General features: G+C 40.3%; 13 protein-coding genes. 4 read left to right on the top strand and 9 right to left on the bottom strand.

Annotation, left to right across the window (positions count from 1 at the left end; all coding sequences use genetic code 11):
- Positions 1-168: 168 nt before the first annotated feature.
- Complete coding sequence (locus P3L37_RS03070; protein WP_109911869.1) at positions 169-2,118, bottom strand: bifunctional 2',3'-cyclic-nucleotide 2'-phosphodiesterase/3'-nucleotidase; 1,950 nt, start codon at positions 2,116-2,118, stop codon at positions 169-171.
- A gap of 766 nt (positions 2,119-2,884) precedes the next feature.
- On the bottom strand, positions 2,885-3,790 hold the full coding sequence (gene mak / locus P3L37_RS03065) for a fructokinase (protein WP_272667456.1): 906 nt from the start codon (positions 3,788-3,790) through the stop codon (positions 2,885-2,887).
- Between the two features lie 189 nt (positions 3,791-3,979).
- Here mak and rdgC point away from each other — a divergent pair, with 189 nt between their 5' ends.
- Positions 3,980-4,885, top strand: coding sequence for a recombination-associated protein RdgC (gene rdgC, locus P3L37_RS03060; RefSeq protein ID WP_004914657.1), 906 nt, complete (start codon positions 3,980-3,982; stop codon positions 4,883-4,885).
- A gap of 237 nt (positions 4,886-5,122) precedes the next feature.
- Positions 5,123-5,638, top strand: a complete 516-nt coding sequence (locus tag P3L37_RS03055) for a GNAT family N-acetyltransferase (RefSeq protein WP_004914659.1) — start codon at positions 5,123-5,125, stop codon at positions 5,636-5,638.
- A 339-nt stretch (positions 5,639-5,977) separates the two neighbouring features.
- On the opposite strand, the gene yedF is transcribed toward P3L37_RS03055, so the two are convergent.
- The 4 genes from yedF to exbB form a co-directional block, all read right to left on the bottom strand.
- Positions 5,978-6,217 carry a sulfurtransferase-like selenium metabolism protein YedF gene (gene yedF, locus P3L37_RS03050; protein WP_004914660.1) on the bottom strand — a complete coding sequence of 80 codons (240 nt, stop codon included), beginning with the start codon at positions 6,215-6,217 and terminating at the stop codon, positions 5,978-5,980.
- A complete protein-coding gene (gene yedE / locus P3L37_RS03045) occupies positions 6,214-7,428 on the bottom strand; it encodes a selenium metabolism membrane protein YedE/FdhT (protein WP_109911866.1) in 1,215 nt (404 codons plus the stop codon). Before yedE ends, yedF begins: the two co-directional genes overlap by 4 nt.
- A 1,530-nt stretch (positions 7,429-8,958) precedes the next feature.
- The gene (gene exbD, locus P3L37_RS03040) at positions 8,959-9,384 is read right to left on the bottom strand and encodes a TonB system transport protein ExbD (protein ID WP_004905603.1); all 426 of its coding nucleotides are present in this window, start codon (positions 9,382-9,384) and stop codon (positions 8,959-8,961) included.
- 5 nt (positions 9,385-9,389) lie between these two features.
- The gene (gene exbB, locus P3L37_RS03035) at positions 9,390-10,322 is read right to left on the bottom strand and encodes a tonB-system energizer ExbB (RefSeq protein ID WP_272667457.1); all 933 of its coding nucleotides are present in this window, start codon (positions 10,320-10,322) and stop codon (positions 9,390-9,392) included.
- A gap of 413 nt (positions 10,323-10,735) precedes the next feature.
- On the opposite strand from exbB, the gene metC reads away from it, so the two are divergent.
- Together metC and P3L37_RS03025 are read left to right on the top strand one after the other, a co-directional pair.
- On the top strand, positions 10,736-11,920 hold the full coding sequence (gene metC / locus P3L37_RS03030) for a cystathionine beta-lyase (RefSeq protein ID WP_109911865.1): 1,185 nt from the start codon (positions 10,736-10,738) through the stop codon (positions 11,918-11,920).
- A 163-nt stretch (positions 11,921-12,083) separates the two neighbouring features.
- A complete protein-coding gene (locus tag P3L37_RS03025; RefSeq protein ID WP_004914669.1) occupies positions 12,084-12,761 on the top strand; it encodes a DedA family protein in 678 nt (225 codons plus the stop codon).
- 57 nt (positions 12,762-12,818) lie between these two features.
- Here P3L37_RS03025 and P3L37_RS03020 read toward each other — a convergent pair whose 3' ends face one another.
- The 3 genes from P3L37_RS03020 to carA all read right to left on the bottom strand — a co-directional run bounded on the left by P3L37_RS03020 (position 12,819) and on the right by carA (position 18,444).
- Positions 12,819-13,841, bottom strand: coding sequence for a MerR family transcriptional regulator (locus P3L37_RS03020; RefSeq protein WP_109911864.1), 1,023 nt, complete (start codon positions 13,839-13,841; stop codon positions 12,819-12,821).
- A 202-nt stretch (positions 13,842-14,043) separates the two neighbouring features.
- Positions 14,044-17,265, bottom strand: a complete 3,222-nt coding sequence (carB, locus tag P3L37_RS03015) for a carbamoyl-phosphate synthase large subunit (protein WP_109911863.1) — start codon at positions 17,263-17,265, stop codon at positions 14,044-14,046.
- A gap of 15 nt (positions 17,266-17,280) precedes the next feature.
- Positions 17,281-18,444 (bottom strand): glutamine-hydrolyzing carbamoyl-phosphate synthase small subunit, encoded by a 1,164-nt coding sequence (gene carA, locus P3L37_RS03010; RefSeq protein ID WP_164528422.1) that lies wholly within the window; start codon positions 18,442-18,444, stop codon positions 17,281-17,283.
- Positions 18,445-18,794: the final 350 nt, after the last annotated feature.

The following is an 18,794-nucleotide window of genomic DNA, read 5'->3' as shown; positions in this document are numbered from 1 at the left end:
CGCTCGGGGTATTAAACTTTAAAAGTGATGTTTATATTCCGAGCACTATTTTCCCTTATTATCCTCACTTCACGTTTTTTCCTCTAAAAAAATCGCCTCCCAAACCTATCAGTTAGCCATTAAAAAGCCCACCCGTAGGTAGGCTCGAATAATACAAATACGTTAAAATTACTTCTCAGTTAAGTCTATTTGATAAATAGCGAAACCAATATCATCAGTACCGATTTGTTTCATCGGATACTGTGCATTTTCTTTGATAAAGTTTGCAGCCTTTTCACTTGGTGCTGTTTCAAAGCGAACATCCAGTTTTTTGTCTGTTTTAATTGGTGTGAATGACCAATTATTAGCCGCTTTAGTCGCAATTTGTCCTTTATCTTTAGACTCTTTAGCAATATAAGCCGCTAAAATAGAACGGTTTTCATCCGGAGATGCAAATGCAACATTATTATCACCTGTTCCCGCAAATTTACCGCCGTAGCCACGGTAGTTATTCGTTGCCACTAAGAAGGTGGCTTTTGGATCAATCGGCTTACCTTGATAGGTGACATTTTTGATTCGGTTAGCATCTTTGTTGACAGTTTGGCAATCAACATCGTATTTCGCTGGTTGAGTCAAGTCGATTTGATAATTTACACCACTAATTGTATCAAAGTTATAAGTTCTGAAACCATTCCAATTCAATAAGCTTTGTGGTGCTGTTGATTGTGGGTTGATTTGATTGAACATTCCCGCTGAACATTCTAACCATTCGACGACATCCGCACCAGTCGCTTTAACCACAACCAATGTATTTGGATATAAATACAAGTCAGCAGCATTACGGAAGGTTAAATCACCTTTTTCGACTTCAATGAATTCAGTCGGTGAATTTTTACGACCGCCTGCCTTAAATGGTGCTGCGGCTGCAAGAACCGGTAAATCAGCCAGATCAGGGTCACCTTGAATAAAGTTTTTGGTGTAATCGATTTGGGCGTCATTCACGATTTGTACAGTTGGGTCGCTTTGAACCAATGCTAAATAGCTGTACATGTTTTCGGATGCTTTACCGATATGTTTCCCAACAAATTTACGAGTATCTTGGTGTTCTTGCTCAATAATTTTTGCGAGGTCGCCATCGCGTTCAACCAAGGCTTTCTTATTTGGTTTGTCATAGACAGGGCGTGCGTGAGCGGTTGCATCAACTACTTTCCAAGCACCATCATCATTATTGACCACTAAATCAACAACACCTAAATGATCACCCCACTGCCCTGGCATGACGGCTGGCACGCCATTAACAGTCCCTTTCGCAACATCAACACCCTTGATATCACTGAAATCTTTGCTTGGGAACACACCGTGTGAGTGGCCAAACATAATCGCGTCAATACCCGGAACTTCGCTGAGGTAATAAACTGAGTTTTCAGCCATTGCTTTATATGGCTCTTGCGAGAAACCAGAGTGAGGGATCGCAACAACTAAATCTGCTCCCTCTTTTTTCATTTGAGGTACAAATTTTTTCGCGGTTTCAGTAATGTCATTAACTAATACTTTGCCTTCTAAATTTGGTTTATCCCAAATGAGAATTTGTGGTGGAACAAAACCAATATAACCAATCTTGATGGTGTGTGTTTTGCCGTCTCTATCTTTAACCGGTGTATCGACAATAATGTATGGGTTAAAGTAGTTTTTACCTGTTTTCGCGTCGATAATATTGGCATTAATGTATGGGAATTTTGCGCCATCAATCGCTTTGTGTAAGAACTCTAATCCAAAGTTAAACTCATGGTTACCGAAGTTACCTACGGTGTAACCCATAGTATTTAAAAGTTTATGTGCCGGGTGAGATTCACCGTCTTTTAAACCTTCACCTACTATATAGTCTGCTAATGGGCTACCTTGGATTAAATCTCCGTTGTCCACTAATACTGAGTTTGTTGCTTCTTGTTTAGCGGCTTTAATTAATGTCGCGGTACGTACGTAACCAAATTGCTCTGTCGGCTTGTCTCTATAATAATCAAAGTCAACGAGGTTGCTGTGAACATCCGATGTTTCCATTACGCGTAAATCAACCGTTGCTGCGTTCGCATTAAATGCGACTAACATAGCAAGTGTTGAAAGTTTTAATACTTTATTCATGTAATCCCCTTAGTTGCCATTTTTGAGAGAAAATTGCCTCTCAAATTTGAGTACCTATCCTGTAAAATTGAACAAATAAACAACAAAAATAGCGTTAAAATTTTACACTATGTGCATGACGTCAATTTTTAATGATAATACACTGCAAACACTAACCATTTTTTGTGACTAAATCACGGTTTTCATCTTTTTATTGGGCTTGATTTTTATATAGCTCACAAAAATGAATTAATGATGACAAATTCACCCAAAATAATTGAAGTTATCTTGTCGAGGTATTGTGAATATTTTTTGAAGTAAAAAAAGAATTGTGATTTATATCACTTAATACAAAGTAAACTTATTTTGATTAAAAAACCACAATTCGTTACATAAATAAAATAATCAATCTTATTTATCAAATTTGATTTAATAAATATATTTATTAAATCATCTTCAATTAATTAAAATTTAATTTAAGTAAAAAAAAGATGATTATTTAAGCATTAAAATATCAATATTATTTTCTAACTTATGTGTACCATAACTAGGCGAAAATAAGATAATTTGTCGTTTTCTCCTCAAAGTAAACTACATTTTTTTTAAATAATTCAAGTTGTGGCAAGGCGGAAAAATGAGGTCATCTCAAGGAGCATACATAAGTATGTGACTAGAGTGACTGAATGAAGCCAACGCAGCCACAGCTTGAAGTATGACGAAAAGATAGGAGCATACATTAGTATGTGACCCGAGTAGCCAAGCGCCGCCAACAACGCTACAGCGCAAATTAGGACGAAAACAACCAAGCGGCTCCGCGCACCCCACTCGAATCGCCATGCACCGCTTTACGAATAGGCGTATCACACTCCCCACCAAATACCCATTGGCAGATCCTTGCTGGCAACGCTTCATATAAGTAATCGACATTGCTCATTCCGCCCCCTAGCACTATCACGTCTGGGTCTAACATATTAATGGCTTGTCCGAGGGCTTTTGCGAGGCGGTTGAGGTAATTTTCCAGTGCGATCTTGGCATATTTATCACCTGATTGTGCTAATTCGACAATTTCCATTCCCGTTTTTTGGCTTCCTGACATTTTCGCGTAATCCGCCATAAACCCTGTGCCTGAGACAAACAATTCCGTGCAACCTGTCAGCCCGCAATAGCAGTTTTCTGTTACTAGAAATTGCCTATCTTGCTCATCTTGCCATGGTAGAGGGTTATGACCCCATTCCCCTGCAACGCCATTTCCCCCTGAGTGCACTTGCCCATTTATTGCAATTCCTGCACCACATCCAGTTCCGATAATTACGGCAAACACGACTTTCTCGCCTGCTCCTGCACCATCAACGGCCTCAGAGACGGCGAGACAATTAGCGTCATTTGCCATTTTTACTTTACGGTTTAATAAATAACTTAAATCGGCATCGAACGGTCTGCCATTAAGCCATGTGGAATTAGCGTTTTTAACTCTTCCTGTCACTGGAGACAAGGTTCCAGGGATCCCAACACCAACACTGCCTGACAACCCCGTCGCCGTTTCTGCATCCGCCACTAAACTCGCGATCGCTTTAAGTATCGCATCATAATCACCACGAGGTGTTGGAATACGTTTACGAAACAAAGTATTACCACTGTCATCCAATGCAATAACTTCAATTTTGGTTCCACCAAGGTCAATACCTATTCTCATTATGATGCTCTCTACTATTCAAGGGTTCTATGGTTATCATGGCTTGATTTGAGGAGTATTATCAATAGTTAGCTAATGAAATGATAGCAGCCCTCAACGTCAACGTATTTTTTTTCGCTTAATAACAGACAATTCGCTATCATAGCCCCATGCTCTAACTGGCTATTTATCAACAAAGGTAGGTTTTTCATGTGGTTCAAGAATATATTGGTCTATCGCCTAAATCGGGATTTGGCACTCTCCGCAGATGATTTAGAGAAACAGCTTGCCGCCCTCGCCTATCATCCTTGTGGTAGCCAAGACATGATGCAAACTGGCTGGGTTTCCCCTATGAATGGTGGTGATGCATTGACGCATGCCGCGGGTAATCAAATTCTTATTTGCGCTAAAAAAGAAGAAAAAATGTTGCCATCTCCTGTAATAAAACAAGAATTACAGGATAAAATTGAAAAACTAGAAGCTGAACAAGGGCGTAAGTTAAAAAAAACCGAGAAAGACTCCTTAAAAGATGAAGTCGTCCATGCTTTACTCCCTCGCGCATTTAGTAAATTTAGTAAAACCTACATTTGGATTGATACTGTAAATCAATTAATTATTGTTGATGCCGCAAGCGCAAAACGCGCTGAAGATAATTTAGCTTTACTTCGCAAAAGCCTAGGTTCTTTACCTGTCGTTCCTCTGACTTTTAAAGACCCTATAGAGCTAACACTCACTGAGTGGATCCGTTCAGGCTCATTACCACAAGGCTTTGCTGTCATGGATGAAGCAGAGCTAAAAGCTATCTTAGAAGAAGGTGGTATTATCCGCTGTAAGAAGCAAGACCTAATTTCTGATGAAATCGCAAACCACATTGAAGCTGGCAAGCTCGTTACCAAACTGGCCTTAGATTGGGAAGAGCGTATCCAGTTCATGTTATCTGACGATGGTTCACTAAAACGCCTCAAATTTAGCGATACATTAAAAGACCAAAATGATGACATCGCCAAAGAAGACTACGCTCAAAAATTTGATGCTGATTACGTCTTAATGACCGGTGAACTCAGTGCATTAATCGCTCGCTTGATTGATGTCTTAGGTGGTGAAGCCGAACACTAAATTTGTTTCCATATCCTCTATTGCTCTCACAATGGCAACTAACACTTAAGTAAGTTGCCATCACTTTTTAGATCCCGCTTACATAGCCACAATTAAGTCATTGACTGGTTGTGAAATCTCTGGTTGATTGATTTATATCCATATCGCAAATTTCTGATATTTAATTATGTTCAACAACAATAATAAAAATAATCCATCACTGATGATTATGGTCAATATTCTGTCGAAGGAAATGTTATGAAAGAGCTCATCGAACCTGAATTAGATGAAAATTCACTGGTTACCCTACAAAAAGTCACTGCAGAAAATTTTTCTGAAATTTGCTTACTAAGTCATACACTTAGTGAGGCACAGCGTAATATGGTAGCAGATAACGCCTATTCCATGGTGGAAGCACAATTTTCTGATTGTGCATGGTATCGAGGCATATACGCTGATGATGTCCCTGTTGGTTTTATCATGCTGCATTCAGGGCTAGATGACGATGAGTTAGAATATGACGGCATTATGCTTTGGCGCTTTATGATTGCAGAACCCTACCAAAAACTGGGGTTTGGCCGAGAAGCTTTAGTTCAAGTCATCCAGTATTTAAAGAGAAAAGGTTATCCTCGCCTTTATAATAGCTGTGGTGAAGGGGAAGAAAGCCCATTTGAGTTCTACAAAAAGCTTGGTTTTGTTCCAACAGGCGCTTATATGGATGACGAATGTGAGTTGGTTCTAGATATTACTAATTGGCAAGAACAAGAAGAGTAATCGAACTACCACCTATACTAACCGTGTTCAATTTCCCGATTTACCGACCGCTTTAATATTTACAGGGTATCACTAAGATACCCTATATAATTTGGGTTGTAACTAGGCGACAAGCGAACCGAGCCTTAGGAGCATGCAGTGTGATTAGGGAATAGGCGTAAGCCTATAAGTGCAGTCAACAACGCTACAGCCCGAAGCATGACCAATACCAATACGCTAAATAGTTTGTGCTGTCGCAAGGCGGCAAATGCGTTAGACCCTAGGAGCATACACAAGTATGTGACTAGGGCTAACGCATGAAGCCAACGCCGCGACAGTGCAAAATATGACGCGTATTCGTTATTTTTGGATAAGATAACGAATAGTCGGCCCATCTTGCTGAATATCCAACACAGTATAACCGTAGTTTTTCGCATCCAGAGGAATATTATTGATCGACTGCGGGCAATCACTTACTACCTCTAATATTTCACCTTTTTTCAACGATGGCATTGCTTCTAATGTTGCCACTGCTGGGTATGGACAAGGTTCTCCGACCATATCTAACCGGTAATCAGGGATAATGTCTTTCTTACTCATACAACCTCCACGGATACATTAGATGCTTTTTGAGAACGTTTACGGAAAAAATGTTTTTCCCAGACCAACATTAGTACAAATGCGACCGCTAATAACCCATAAGTGACCAGTAATCCACCTTCTGGTCCAAAGGTTTCAAGTAAATTAACTTTGTCAAAATCAGTCGCTAGCCAAGGGCCTAAGTCATCCCAGTAGTAAGCCAGTACTGTAGCACCAATAATATTACCAAAACCTACCCACCAATAATGAACCTGGCCTTCTACCGCACGGTACATCCAGCCCGTTTCACAGCCACCAGCGAGTACAATACCGAAGCCAAACAGTAATCCACCAATGACGGCATTCGGCCCAGCCCATAAAATTTTTGGCGTTGCACCTAACTGCACATAGCTGAAAATACCAATCGCACTGACCGCCATACCAATAATGATAGCTTTCGCCATATGGGTGCGTCCGGTGATCCACAGATCACGAAATGCAGAGGTAAAACAAATTTGTGCTCTTTCTATCAGTAACCCGAAGCCAATACCACATAAAATGGCAAACCCCATTACTGGGGAGTCTAATAAGGTATAAAAGCCCCAAGCCAGTGCTAAAGTGAAAATCACCATTCCCAGTTTAAAGCGCCTTTTCGCCACATTATGATTTTGTGTTAACGGCGATGCGGTGCTGACTTTTTTTAGTTTCACAGGAATGCGAAACATTGGCATTAGTGTGAATTTCGCACCAAAGTATGACCCTGCCGCAGTAGCAACAGCAAAATACCATGCGTGTAATGAAAATTGAGGGATACCAGTAAAGAATGCAGCTAAATTACACCCCATCGCCAAACGAGCACCAAATCCAGCGATAATACCGCCTAAAATAGCTTGAAAAATACGTATCCGATGCTGAGGCATTCGTAATTTAATATTATTGGCCCATAATGCAGCGGCAAAACACCCTGCAAACATACCAATGATCATCACGCCATCAATACGATCCAGAGGTGTACCCTCAAAACCAATAACTTTAAAATAGCCCCATGTCTCTGGCTCTGCACCAAATAATTGCATGATGTGCCCGCCCCAACGCGTAAACTCACCCGTGACCGCCCAGAATGTGCCGGTCAAGCCAAAGTAATAGGTTGATAAGATACCTGCGGCAATAACTGCAGGTAATGGTTTCCAAAAACCGATGAGATAGCGAGATTTAAAATCAGACCAAGTCATTGTTACTTCCAATTCATTCACGCCAGACCTTGGCAGAGAAATTCGCCGTTGTATAATTATCGTTATAAGTATTTATATCGATCCCCACAGCGAAGTGGCAACATCATACTCCGATAAATTTTTTCGTGAAGTTATTTCATCATAAAACGAGAGACAGATTGATCTTGAGCACACTCAGATTTAAAGAAATAGATGGGAATAAAAAAAAAGCGCTATCTCAATGATAACGCTGGAAGTGTAGTCTTATTTTATCTATAGAAGAGTATAATATGAAATTGCCGTATTACGGCGACGCTTGCTATGCGTAGTCTGTAGTCAGCCCATTTGACTCCAGTAATAACACTTATCTCACAGTATAAATACGTTCACTTAGCTGACCTACTTGTTAAGTAATCATAACTATTTTTAATACAAAGGCCTAAACGTTCACTAACTTTGTATTATTTCCAAATTAGCATTGGCCTTATTGATTCCCTAGCATAAGTAAATTATAAAAATAGATAACTCAGTATAATAAAGTATTTAAAAGTGTTTCTAAATGTTATTGGTTGCATTATAGCGCAACACTTTTGTTGCGCAAGTGTTTTTTTATTTTCATGATAAGCTACAAAAACCATGCAACAAAGCAATTAAAATCAAATAGATACATTGAAAAAACCGAAATCAGGCAAAATATTTAACCTATAGTTAAGATATTACAAACAATTTACATTTTTTATAGAAAACAATTTACTTAAAATTTAAAAGTAAATTTAATATTAATTAATATATATCACATAGCTTTACAAATATATTTTCTGGAATAATAAAACATTCTGAACATTAATAAAACTTACATATTTTTCAATTATAAATATTAATGGTATTTACGTAATTAAAATTTATTAACCTACGAATTAAATATAAAAACAATCAGGCTCATGATAAATAATAACTTTTCTGATGAATCCTTCCCTTACAAAATAACCACCAATTTAATAAGGAATTAGGTCAAATAGATTAAAAATGATCCCCACATAAATCCTTAATTATAATATGGTTTATTTTTAGTTAAGTTTCACATCGCTATTGCATCACTTTTGATAAAATAATCAGCATTAATATGCTATTTAACTCGCATTTAAAAATTAAAAAACCAAGAAAATGAATCAATGTAACTAATAGATAAATAGTAAAAAAGGTAAAATCAATAGACATTACTGTGATAATAAAGAAAAAACAAACAATGATTCATTATAAAAATTAATAAGATGCTTCATTGCTTATAGAAAATACAAGCAAAAATATCCTAAATAGAGTGAAACAATGAGTGCAATAGCCACCCCAGCCTATCAAATTACGAATAGAAAGCGTCAAATAAGAATAAAATTCTTAAAAAGAAATCTAATTAGCAAAATAAATATGATGAGATAGACAAAAATAGTGCCAAAGGTAAATTAGATCGCCACAGGCTTACCTTAAGGCATAGTTAGATAATAAAAAACGCGTTTTACCTTTAACGATAAAACGCGTTTATACGATGTAATTCGCTTATTTTGAAGTTGTTGCTTCCATACCCACTAAACCAATCTTCAAGTACCCAGATTGACGCAATGCATTCATTACATCCATCATAGTTTCATAATCAACACTCTTGTCCGCTTGGAAAAAGATTGTCGTTTCCTTATTAGAACTTGTTGCTTGGTCAAGTGTAGAAGCAAGCTGTTCTTTTGTCACAGCTTGGTCCCCAATAAAAAGCTGGCTGTCCGATTTCACCGTTAAAAAAACGGGTTTTTCTGGACGCGGCTGCGGCTTCGCTGTCGAGGCGGGTAAGTCGACTTTAATATCAACTGTTGCCAATGGTGCCGCAACCATAAAGATAATCAATAAAACCAACATAACATCGATAAAAGGTGTTACGTTAATTTCATGCATTTCACCGCTATCGTCTTGTTCGTCACCTAAACGCATTGCCATAATAATTACCTTGCTTTGCTATTTGCCAGATCAAGATCACGCCCCAGTAACAATGCGGACTGAGCAGCGACATCTCCTACTTGACCACGATAGTTGTTGATCATACGAGCAAAAATATTATAAATCACAACCGCAGGGATAGCGGCAATAAGACCGATTGCTGTTGCTAATAATGCTTCTGCAATACCTGGCGCAACAACAGCAAGGTTAGTGGTTTGTGAGTGGGCAATCCCGATAAAGCTATTCATGATCGTTCCAAATAAACCGACGAATGGAGAAATCGCACCAATAGTAGCCAAATAACCATTGCCACGCCCCATATAACGGCTAATAGCAGCAACAGCCCTTTCTAGGCGGAATGATGTGCGCTCTTTTGTACCTGATAAATCAGAGCTATTCGCTGATAAAGCTCGCTCAGTAACAGCTTCATTTAATAACATACGAGTAATGCTATTTGCTTTGAAGCCTTCTGCAATACTGACCGCCTCATCAAGTGATTTTACCTCAGCAATCGCTTTCGCTTCTGCTTTTAAGCGACGGCGAGCAACTAAAATCTCCAAACCTTTTGAGAAAAATAGCGCCCATGTAATAACAGAAGCAATCACCAAACCAATCATAACGGTTTTAACCACGTTATCTGCATTTTGGTACATTCCCCAAACAGATAAGTCTTGATCAAAACCTCCTGTTGGTGCTTCTGTTGCAATTTCAATGTTTTCATTAACAACTGTTGTGTTCACAGCTTCGCCTTGTACAGGCTCAGCGGGTACTGATGCAACTTCAGCACTTGGTGTTGTTGTTGGTGCAGCCGGGTTTACTGCCGGTTGTGTTGATGGTGTATTTTGAGACGCAGCTGGTGTTGTTGCAGGTGTGGTTTCAGCGACTGCCGTACCCATCAAGCCGAACGCCAATAGAATAGAAGCTGTTAGTTTACGCATCAGTTGGCCTTTACTCTCTTTTTAGTGTTGTATAATAAAATTCATATCGATGATTGTGCCATTCATCGACTAACCTTTAAAAGCGAAATTTGACTCGCGCTGTCCGTCTCTTTTCAAAAAGACGGTGCTGATGATATCAAACACAGCGCGAATTGATAGTAATTATCATTAGTATTCGCGATTTTTTTATATTTTTTTGCGTTTAGACAAACATGTCCTTCTCTATTATGCGGTTATTTTCCTTAATAATTCATAGCTCAATTAAGTGTTCATACGCAACCTGAGAAAATGAGACTTACCTATGAATTGAAAGTTGAAGAATACTCAGGTTACATTTCTATCAGGATCATTTAACGTCTTAGTATAAATCACCTTTGAGTTTAACTAGTTCACATCCTGTGTAGGGAAAAATCATGGCAGACATAAAACCTGAAACACAATTAGTTCATATTGGGCGAAACCCTAAATACACACAAAAAGGAGTAAACCCCGTTATTCAACGAGCTTCTTCTATTATTTTTGATACGCTTGAAGAAAAACGACATGCAACTCGCCATCGTGCAAATAACGTACTATTTTATGGACGCCGTGGTACGCAAACACATTTTGCTTTCCAAGAAGCCATGACAGAATTAGAAGCAGGTGCAGGTTGTGTCCTTTACCCTTCAGGTGCTGCCGCAATTACCAATGCCATTTTGTCCTTTATCTCTGCAGGCGAACATATCCTTGTTACCGGTTCAGCTTATGACCCAACCCAAAATTTTTGCGACAATATTCTCACTAAGTTAAATGTCCAAACCACGTATTTTGATCCCCTAATCGGAACGGGGATTGCTGATTTAATACAATCCAATACACGTATTGTATTCTTAGAATCCCCCGGCTCTATCACCATGGAAGTTCATGACTTACCTGCAATCGTAAAAGCTATACGTGCTAAATCGCCTGAAATTGTCATTATGATTGATAACACTTGGGCTGCGGGCGTCTTACTTAAACCATTATTATTTGATGTTGACGTTTCAATCCAATCAGCAACTAAATATATCAATGGCCATTCCGACGGAATGCTCGGCCTTGCTGTGGCAAACCAACGCTGTATTGAAACATTACGTGAAAATTCTTATCTCTTAGGTCAAACAGCTGACCCAGACACTGTTTATATGGCTAATCGTGGCCTGCATACATTACCGACTCGATTAAAACAGCATCAAATTAATAGCTTACAAGTTGCTAATTGGTTACAGCAACGTCCTGAAGTTGAACAGGTTTTTCACCCGGCACTTGAGAATTCTCCGGGTCATGAATTCTTTATTCGTGATTTTACAGGCTCTAATGGTCTGTTCTCTTTCCAACTAAAATCACGCTTAACCACGGAGCAATTTACCGCTTTTCTTGATAATTTTAATCATTTTAAAATGGGTTATTCATGGGGGGGTTTTGAATCGCTGATTTTGGGATACCAAAAAGAAGATTTGCTCAGTATGCGGCAGTATGATTTTTCACCAAGAGAAGGCACCTTCTTCCGAGTGCATATCGGTTTAGAGCACACCGATGATTTAATTCACGACTTACAATTAGCTTTTGAGCGAATTTAATTTGTAGCTTAAATCAAGATGTTAATTGCAGGATAATCATTAAATATTTCCTGCAATTTATCCACTCAATGATTAATTCATCAAACAAATCAAACTTGAACCCTTTTTTTCCTGTAATATAGATGATAAAGAAATTCGCTTTTACGCAGATACAGGAATGATTATGGAAGTCCTACGCGAAATCGTACTGGCACTTTGGCACCACGATTTCCTTAAACTCTCCAACCCTGAAGTGCTTTGGGTTATTTATACCGTACTTTTTGTTGTCATTGTTTTAGAAAATGGCGTTCTTCCCGCCGCTTTCCTACCCGGTGATACCTTGTTGATCCTTTCAGGTGCATTAATTGCCAAAGGGGTCTTACACTTTATTCCCACAATACTATTGCTAACAACAGCAGCCAGTTTAGGTTGCTGGTTAGGTTTTCTACAAGGCCGATGGTTAAGTGAAACCAAGGTTGTGAAACGCTGGTTAGCGCAAATTCCTGAGGAATATCACACCAAAGCAAATAATATGTTTAATAAGCAAGGATTATACGCCCTACTTATCGGCCGCTTCCTTGCATTTGTCAGAACAATATTACCTTTGCTCGCTGGGTTATCTGAATTAAGTCACCGCCGTTTCCAATTTTTTAACTGGCTAAGTGGCTTGTTATGGGTTGGCTTGATTGTCACCTTGGGGTATGCCTTAAACCAAATTCCTTTTGTGAAAGAACATGAGCAAATTGTTATTAGTGCGCTAATGATTATCCCTGTCATCCTACTAATTAGTGGGCTAATTGGTTCAATTGTAATGTATTGGAAACACCGAAAGGCACTCTCTGGTAGCAAAGAAAAATCATAGTATGACCGAGTAATGGCCGCTAATTAGCGGCCATTTGGTTTTATTGATCCATCAAACTTATTGATCCATCAAACTAATAGCAGAAAATAAGTACTGGCCAATTTCTGCTGTCATCCATGTTCCTTGCGAAGTCTTGGGTTCCTCACGATAAATTACCCGAATTCTCTCTTGTAGCTCAGGATCTCCCCCCGTAAACTGGTTGAACATCGCTAACCATGTTTTCGCTAATTGTTGTACTTCGGGTGAGTCTGGGGATTTATGTGCTTTTAATGCATTATATAAACCTGCGATTAATTCGGGCCACGCCTCACCTGAGGAAAAATAATGCTGCTGAACAAAAGCAAATTGCTCCGCGGTTAAATGTGGTTTAAACAGTGATAATTGGTACTCACTAAAACCCTCTGCTACATATTGGATCATTGCAACAGAAATACCTGATGAATAGGCTAACGTGTTATCCGATAAATGAATTCGATTCAATCGTGCAAAGAAATCCGGGTTGCCTCCGGTATCTCTTTCTAATGCCGTCATCCATTCATGTGCAATTTGTTGCACCTCGATAGATTGAGGTGTTACACCTTGTTCCATCAACTTATTTACCGTTGCTACGCGCTGTTGCCACTCTTGGTTTTTCAGCGTGTGCGCCGTATAGAGTGGCAATTGTTCCAATTCTTGAGGGGTAAAATATTTATCAAACATCGACATCATCTCCAATACAGAAAACCAATCAGCCTGAGTTAAACTATTACCTGTTTGCATTTGCTTGTGTAATTGCTCTAATCGATAACGTAATGTCGCCATTTGCTCCATTTGTTCCGTTAATAATGCAATTCGTTCTTGCAGCAAACTCGTCATATCTCCACTCTGGCCATCCAGTAATTCACCGATGTTTTTCAGTTTGACTCCAACCTGCCGTAGCAATTGAATTTGCGTTAAACGCTCTATGCATTGCATGTTGTAAAGCCGATAACCCGCATCGGTTCTTGCAGTTGGTACCAATAAGCCAATTTCTTCATAATGATGCAGTGTACGGATGGTTAATCCTGTTTTTTCCGCAATCTCACCAACTTGAAATAGCATAGGTTCCTCCTGTAATTGCGACCAAGGTTAGTGCCTCACGTTACGTGAGAGTCAATCTCAATTTTGCATTTTTTATTGGAATTATATTTTACCCACAATATCACCAGACAATTATTTTCTCGCTAGCGATAGTTTAAAAGTAGCCATAAAAAAGCCCCAGTAAATTGAATACTGAGGCTTACATAGGTGACTTATTAAATAATTACTTAATTAATGCATGCATTTCTTGTACAGAGATTACTGTATCTGTTGGATCTGCACTGAGCGACATCGTGGTGGCAAAACCGCCATTCAACGTCGTGTCATAGTGAACTTTGTAGCGCAATGCACTGCGACGAATTAATTTTGAGTCTTCAATAGCTTGACGGCCTGCGGTGGTATTCACAATGTAATCATATTCACCATTCTTAATTCTATCTTGAATGTGTGGACGACCTTCATGAACTTTGTTAACGAGGCGCGGATTAATCCCAGCCTCTCCTAACACAATCGCCGTACCGTGAGTAGCATCTAACTCAAAGCCGTGTTTTAACAGCTTAGCGGCTAAATCAACCACACGTGTTTTATCCCCTTCACGAACGGATAACAGTGCACGGCCTGATTTTTTCATCGTCGAGCTACTGCCTAACATCGCTTTAGCAAATGCTTCTGCAAATGTCCGGCCGACACCCATTACTTCACCTGTTGAGCGCATTTCAGGCCCAAGAATTGGGTCAACCCCAGGGAATTTATTAAATGGCAATACGACCTCTTTTACAGAGTAGTATGGTGGAATAACTTCTTCCGTTACTCCTTGCTGTGCCAAGGTTTGCCCTACCATCACTCGCGCTGCAACTTTCGCTAATGGTACACCTGTTGCTTTAGAGACAAAAGGCACAGTTCTTGCGGCACGTGGATTGACTTCAATTAAATAAACTTCGTTATTTTTGACGGCAAACTGCACATTCATCAAGCCACGTACACGTAATTCGAAGGCAAGATTGCGGACTTGTTCGCGCATCACATCTTGAATTTCTTGGCTAAGTGTATATGCAGGTAGTGAACATGCAGAGTCACCAGAGTGCACGCCAGCTTGCTCAATGTGCTCCATGATACCGCCAATCAGCACCATCTCACCGTCACAGATCGCATCTACGTCAACTTCAACTGCGTCGTCTAAGAAGCGATCAAGTAGCACTGGCGCATCGTTAGAAACGCTCACCGCCGTTTGGAAATAGCGACGCAAATCGATTTCATCATATACGATTTCCATTGCACGGCCACCTAACACATAGGATGGGCGAACAACCAGTGGATAACCAATAACAGCTGCTTTTTCAACTGCTTGCTCAATAGCAGTGACAGTTGCATTCTGTGGCTGCTTTAAGTTCAAGCGATTAACGGCCTGCTGGAAACGTTCACGGTCTTCTGCGCGGTCAATGGCATCTGGGCTCGTACCAATAACAGGAACACCCGCAGCTTCCAACGCTCTAGCTAATTTTAATGGTGTTTGACCACCATACTGCACAATCACACCTTTTGGCTGCTCGATGCGTACAATTTCCAGCACATCTTCAAGAGTGACAGGTTCGAAATAGAGACGGTCTGACGTGTCGTAATCGGTTGAAACAGTTTCTGGGTTACAATTCACCATAATGGTTTCATAGCCGTCTTCACGTAACGCTAGAGATGCATGTACACAGCAATAGTCAAATTCAATCCCTTGCCCAATTCGGTTTGGCCCACCGCCTAATACCATCACCTTCGGTTTAGCATTATTTGGGTTTGACTCACACTCATCTTCGTATGTGGAATACATATAAGCCGTGTCTGTTGCAAACTCTGCCGCACAGGTATCAACACGTTTATAAACGGGATGTAAATCATAGCCTTGACGTAGTTTGCGTAGTTCTGCTTCAGAAACACCGACTAAACTTGCCAGACGTGCATCTGCAAATCCTTTACGCTTAAGTACACGTAAGAAGTCCTTAGTTAGGCCATTGATGCCTAATTCAGCCACTTCTTCTTCTAAACGCACCAATTCTTCGATTTGCACTAAGAACCAGCGGTCAATATTGGTTAAATTGAAAACACCATCAACAGAAAGACCGGCACGGAACGCATCCGCGATAAACCAGATACGTTCTCCACCTGCATCTTTTAACTCACGACGGATGCGAGTTAGTGCTTCAGGGTCTTCTTGGGCCACTTTCGGGTCGAAGCCTGTTGCGCCTACTTCTAAACCACGTAATGCTTTTTGCATTGATTCTTGGAATGTGCGACCAATAGCCATTACTTCGCCGACAGATTTCATTTGCGTTGTTAGTCGGTCATTCGTGCCCGCAAATTTTTCAAAGTTAAAACGTGGAATTTTTGTCACAACATAGTCAATGGAAGGCTCAAATGATGCCGGAGTACGGCCACCAGTGATGTCATTCATTAACTCATCAAGGGTATAACCCACTGCTAATTTTGCCGCAATTTTTGCAATTGGAAAGCCCGTCGCTTTAGAAGCAAGCGCTGATGAACGCGAAACCCGTGGGTTCATTTCAATAACAATTAAGCGCCCATCTTTAGGGTTTACCGCAAATTGAACGTTAGAGCCGCCCGTTTCAACGCCGATTTCACGCAATACTGCCATCGATGCATCACGCATGATTTGGTATTCTTTATCGGTCAATGTCTGAGCCGGAGCTACGGTGATAGAATCCCCCGTGTGGATCCCCATGGCATCGAAGTTTTCAATGGAACAAACGATAATACAGTTGTCTTTTTTATCGCGGACAACTTCCATTTCGTATTCTTTCCAGCCAATTAACGATTCATCAATCAATAATTCGTTAGTAGGGGACAAATCTAAACCGCGAGTACAGATTTCTTCAAACTCTTCACGGTTATAGGCAATACCGCCACCGGTGCCTCCCATCGTAAATGATGGGCGAATAATACAGGGAAAGCCGACCGCATCTGCAACGGCATATGCCTCTTCCATATTATGTGCAATACCTGAGCGTGCAGTGCCCAAGCCGATTTTTTTCATTGCTTTATCAAAACGTTGGCGATCTTCAGCTTTATCGATTGCATCTGCCGTTGCCCCAATCATAGTGACGCCGAACTCGGCTAAAACGCCTTTACGCTCTAATTCAAGCGCACAGTTCAGTGCGGTTTGGCCACCCATGGTTGGTAATACTGCATCTGGGCGCTCTTTTTCGATGATTTTACGCACAACTTCCCAGTGAATCGGCTCGATGTAAGTTGCATCTGCCATTTCTGGGTCAGTCATTATTGTCGCAGGGTTCGAGTTAACTAAGATTACGCGGTAGCCTTCTTCACGCAGTGCTTTACATGCTTGAGCACCTGAGTAGTCAAATTCACATGCTTGGCCAATCACAATCGGGCCGGCACCTAAAATCAGAATGCTTTTTATATCAGTACGTTTTGCCATTTCTTTTGCTCCCGATTATTGTGCGTTTTGACGAGGTGTGTTCTGACGGTATTCATTAATTAATTCAATGAAATGGTCGAATAAATTTGCCGCATCATGTGGCCCTGAACTTGCTTCTGGGTGGCCTTGAAAACTGAATGCTGGTTTATCCGTACGGTGAATACCTTGCAATGTTCCATCAAACAGCGACTTGTGAGTCACTCGCAGTGTGTCGGGAAGTGTCGATTCATCAACAGCAAAACCATGGTTTTGCGCCGTGATCATCACCACATCTTTATCTAAATCTTTAACTGGATGGTTAGCACCATGATGGCCAAACTTCATTTTCATGGTATTAGCGCCACTCGCCAGGGCAAGTAACTGGTGCCCTAAACAGATACCAAATACTGGAATTTCTGTGGTTAAAAATGTTTCAATGGCCTTGATGGCGTAATCGCATGGGGCTGGGTCACCAGGGCCATTCGATAAGAAAATACCATCGGGGTTCATCGCTAATACAGTTTCTGCGGGTGTTGTTGCTGGTACCACCGTTAAACGGCAGCCACGGTCAACTAACATACGTAAAATATTGCGCTTCGCACCGAAGTCATAAGCGACAACATGTAAAGGGAGTTCATCCGCAGTTTTTGCGCCTTGCTGGCCATTTTCCAGCGTCCATGAACCTTGGGACCAGTTATAAATCTCTTTAGTGCAGACTTCTTTTGCTAAATCCAACCCATTCAAACCTGAAAAACTACGCGCTTTTTCCAATGCCAGTGCAACATCTGGGTTATCACCCGCAATGATACAACCGTTTTGAGCGCCTTTTTCTCTCAGTAAACGTGTCAATTTACGTGTATCGATATCTGCAATCGCCACCACATTATGGCGTTTTAGATATTCAGATAACCCTTCTTGCCCGCGGAAGTTACTGTATACCAATGGTAAGTCACGAATGATTAAGCCTTGAGCATGAACATTTGGAGATTCTTCGTCATCAGCATTAGTGCCGACATTACCAATATGGGGATAAGTGAGAGTAACAATTTGGCGGGAATAGGAAGGGTCTGTAATTATTTCTTGATATCCGGTCATCGACGTGTTGAAAACGACTTCTCCAACAGCAGCGCCTTCTGCACCGATAGCACGCCCGTGGAATTGGGTTCCGTCTTCCAGAACCAATATAGCTGACTTAATCAAAACACCCTCCGGAGAATAATAAATCACGTTTTTTGCATATTAATTCAGATTTTGCGATCTAAATCAATGCCAAAATGAGTTTTTAAGCAAATTTTTGGCAAATTGCGCGCATTCTAATGATGAGATAGGGTCTTGTCTAGAAAAAAATGCATTTTTTTCACTTTTATCTTACTTTTTTACTCAACTACCTCACTTTTAGTTGGATGAGTAGTATAAATCATAGTAAAAATGAATTAGTAAACGGTTGCAAAGTAAGATAACTAGTTTATTGATAATAACTCAGCTAAAAGAAGGAGGGAAGGATAATTAACGAGCAAAACCGAAGATAAAAACAATGAAAAGATAAGGTT

It is taken from the genome of Providencia sp. PROV114 (assembly GCF_032704305.1).
Lineage (GTDB): Bacteria > Pseudomonadota > Gammaproteobacteria > Enterobacterales > Enterobacteriaceae > Providencia > Providencia rettgeri.
The sequence above is the reverse complement of the archived record's forward strand: the minus strand, read 5'-3'. Positions and strand labels throughout refer to the sequence as shown.

Bases quoted from the DNA above. Each gene is read 5' to 3' on its own strand.
- yedF (WP_004914660.1), bottom strand. From the start codon at position 6,217: ATGAGTAAGAAAGACATTATCCCTGATTACCGGTTAGATATGGTCGGA.
- P3L37_RS03020 (WP_109911864.1), bottom strand. From the start codon at position 13,841: ATGCTATTTCAAGTTGGTGAGATTGCGGAAAAAACAGGATTAACCATC.
- metC (WP_109911865.1), top strand. From the start codon at position 10,736: ATGGCAGACATAAAACCTGAAACACAATTAGTTCATATTGGGCGAAAC.
- mak (WP_272667456.1), bottom strand. From the start codon at position 3,790: ATGAGAATAGGTATTGACCTTGGTGGAACCAAAATTGAAGTTATTGCA.
- exbD (WP_004905603.1), bottom strand. From the start codon at position 9,384: ATGGCAATGCGTTTAGGTGACGAACAAGACGATAGCGGTGAAATGCAT.
- P3L37_RS03025 (WP_004914669.1), top strand. From the start codon at position 12,084: ATGGAAGTCCTACGCGAAATCGTACTGGCACTTTGGCACCACGATTTC.
- P3L37_RS03055 (WP_004914659.1), top strand. From the start codon at position 5,123: ATGAAAGAGCTCATCGAACCTGAATTAGATGAAAATTCACTGGTTACC.
- P3L37_RS03070 (WP_109911869.1), bottom strand. From the start codon at position 2,118: ATGAATAAAGTATTAAAACTTTCAACACTTGCTATGTTAGTCGCATTT.
- rdgC (WP_004914657.1), top strand. From the start codon at position 3,980: ATGTGGTTCAAGAATATATTGGTCTATCGCCTAAATCGGGATTTGGCA.
- yedE (WP_109911866.1), bottom strand. From the start codon at position 7,428: ATGACTTGGTCTGATTTTAAATCTCGCTATCTCATCGGTTTTTGGAAA.
- exbB (WP_272667457.1), bottom strand. From the start codon at position 10,322: ATGCGTAAACTAACAGCTTCTATTCTATTGGCGTTCGGCTTGATGGGT.
- carB (WP_109911863.1), bottom strand. From the start codon at position 17,265: ATGGCAAAACGTACTGATATAAAAAGCATTCTGATTTTAGGTGCCGGC.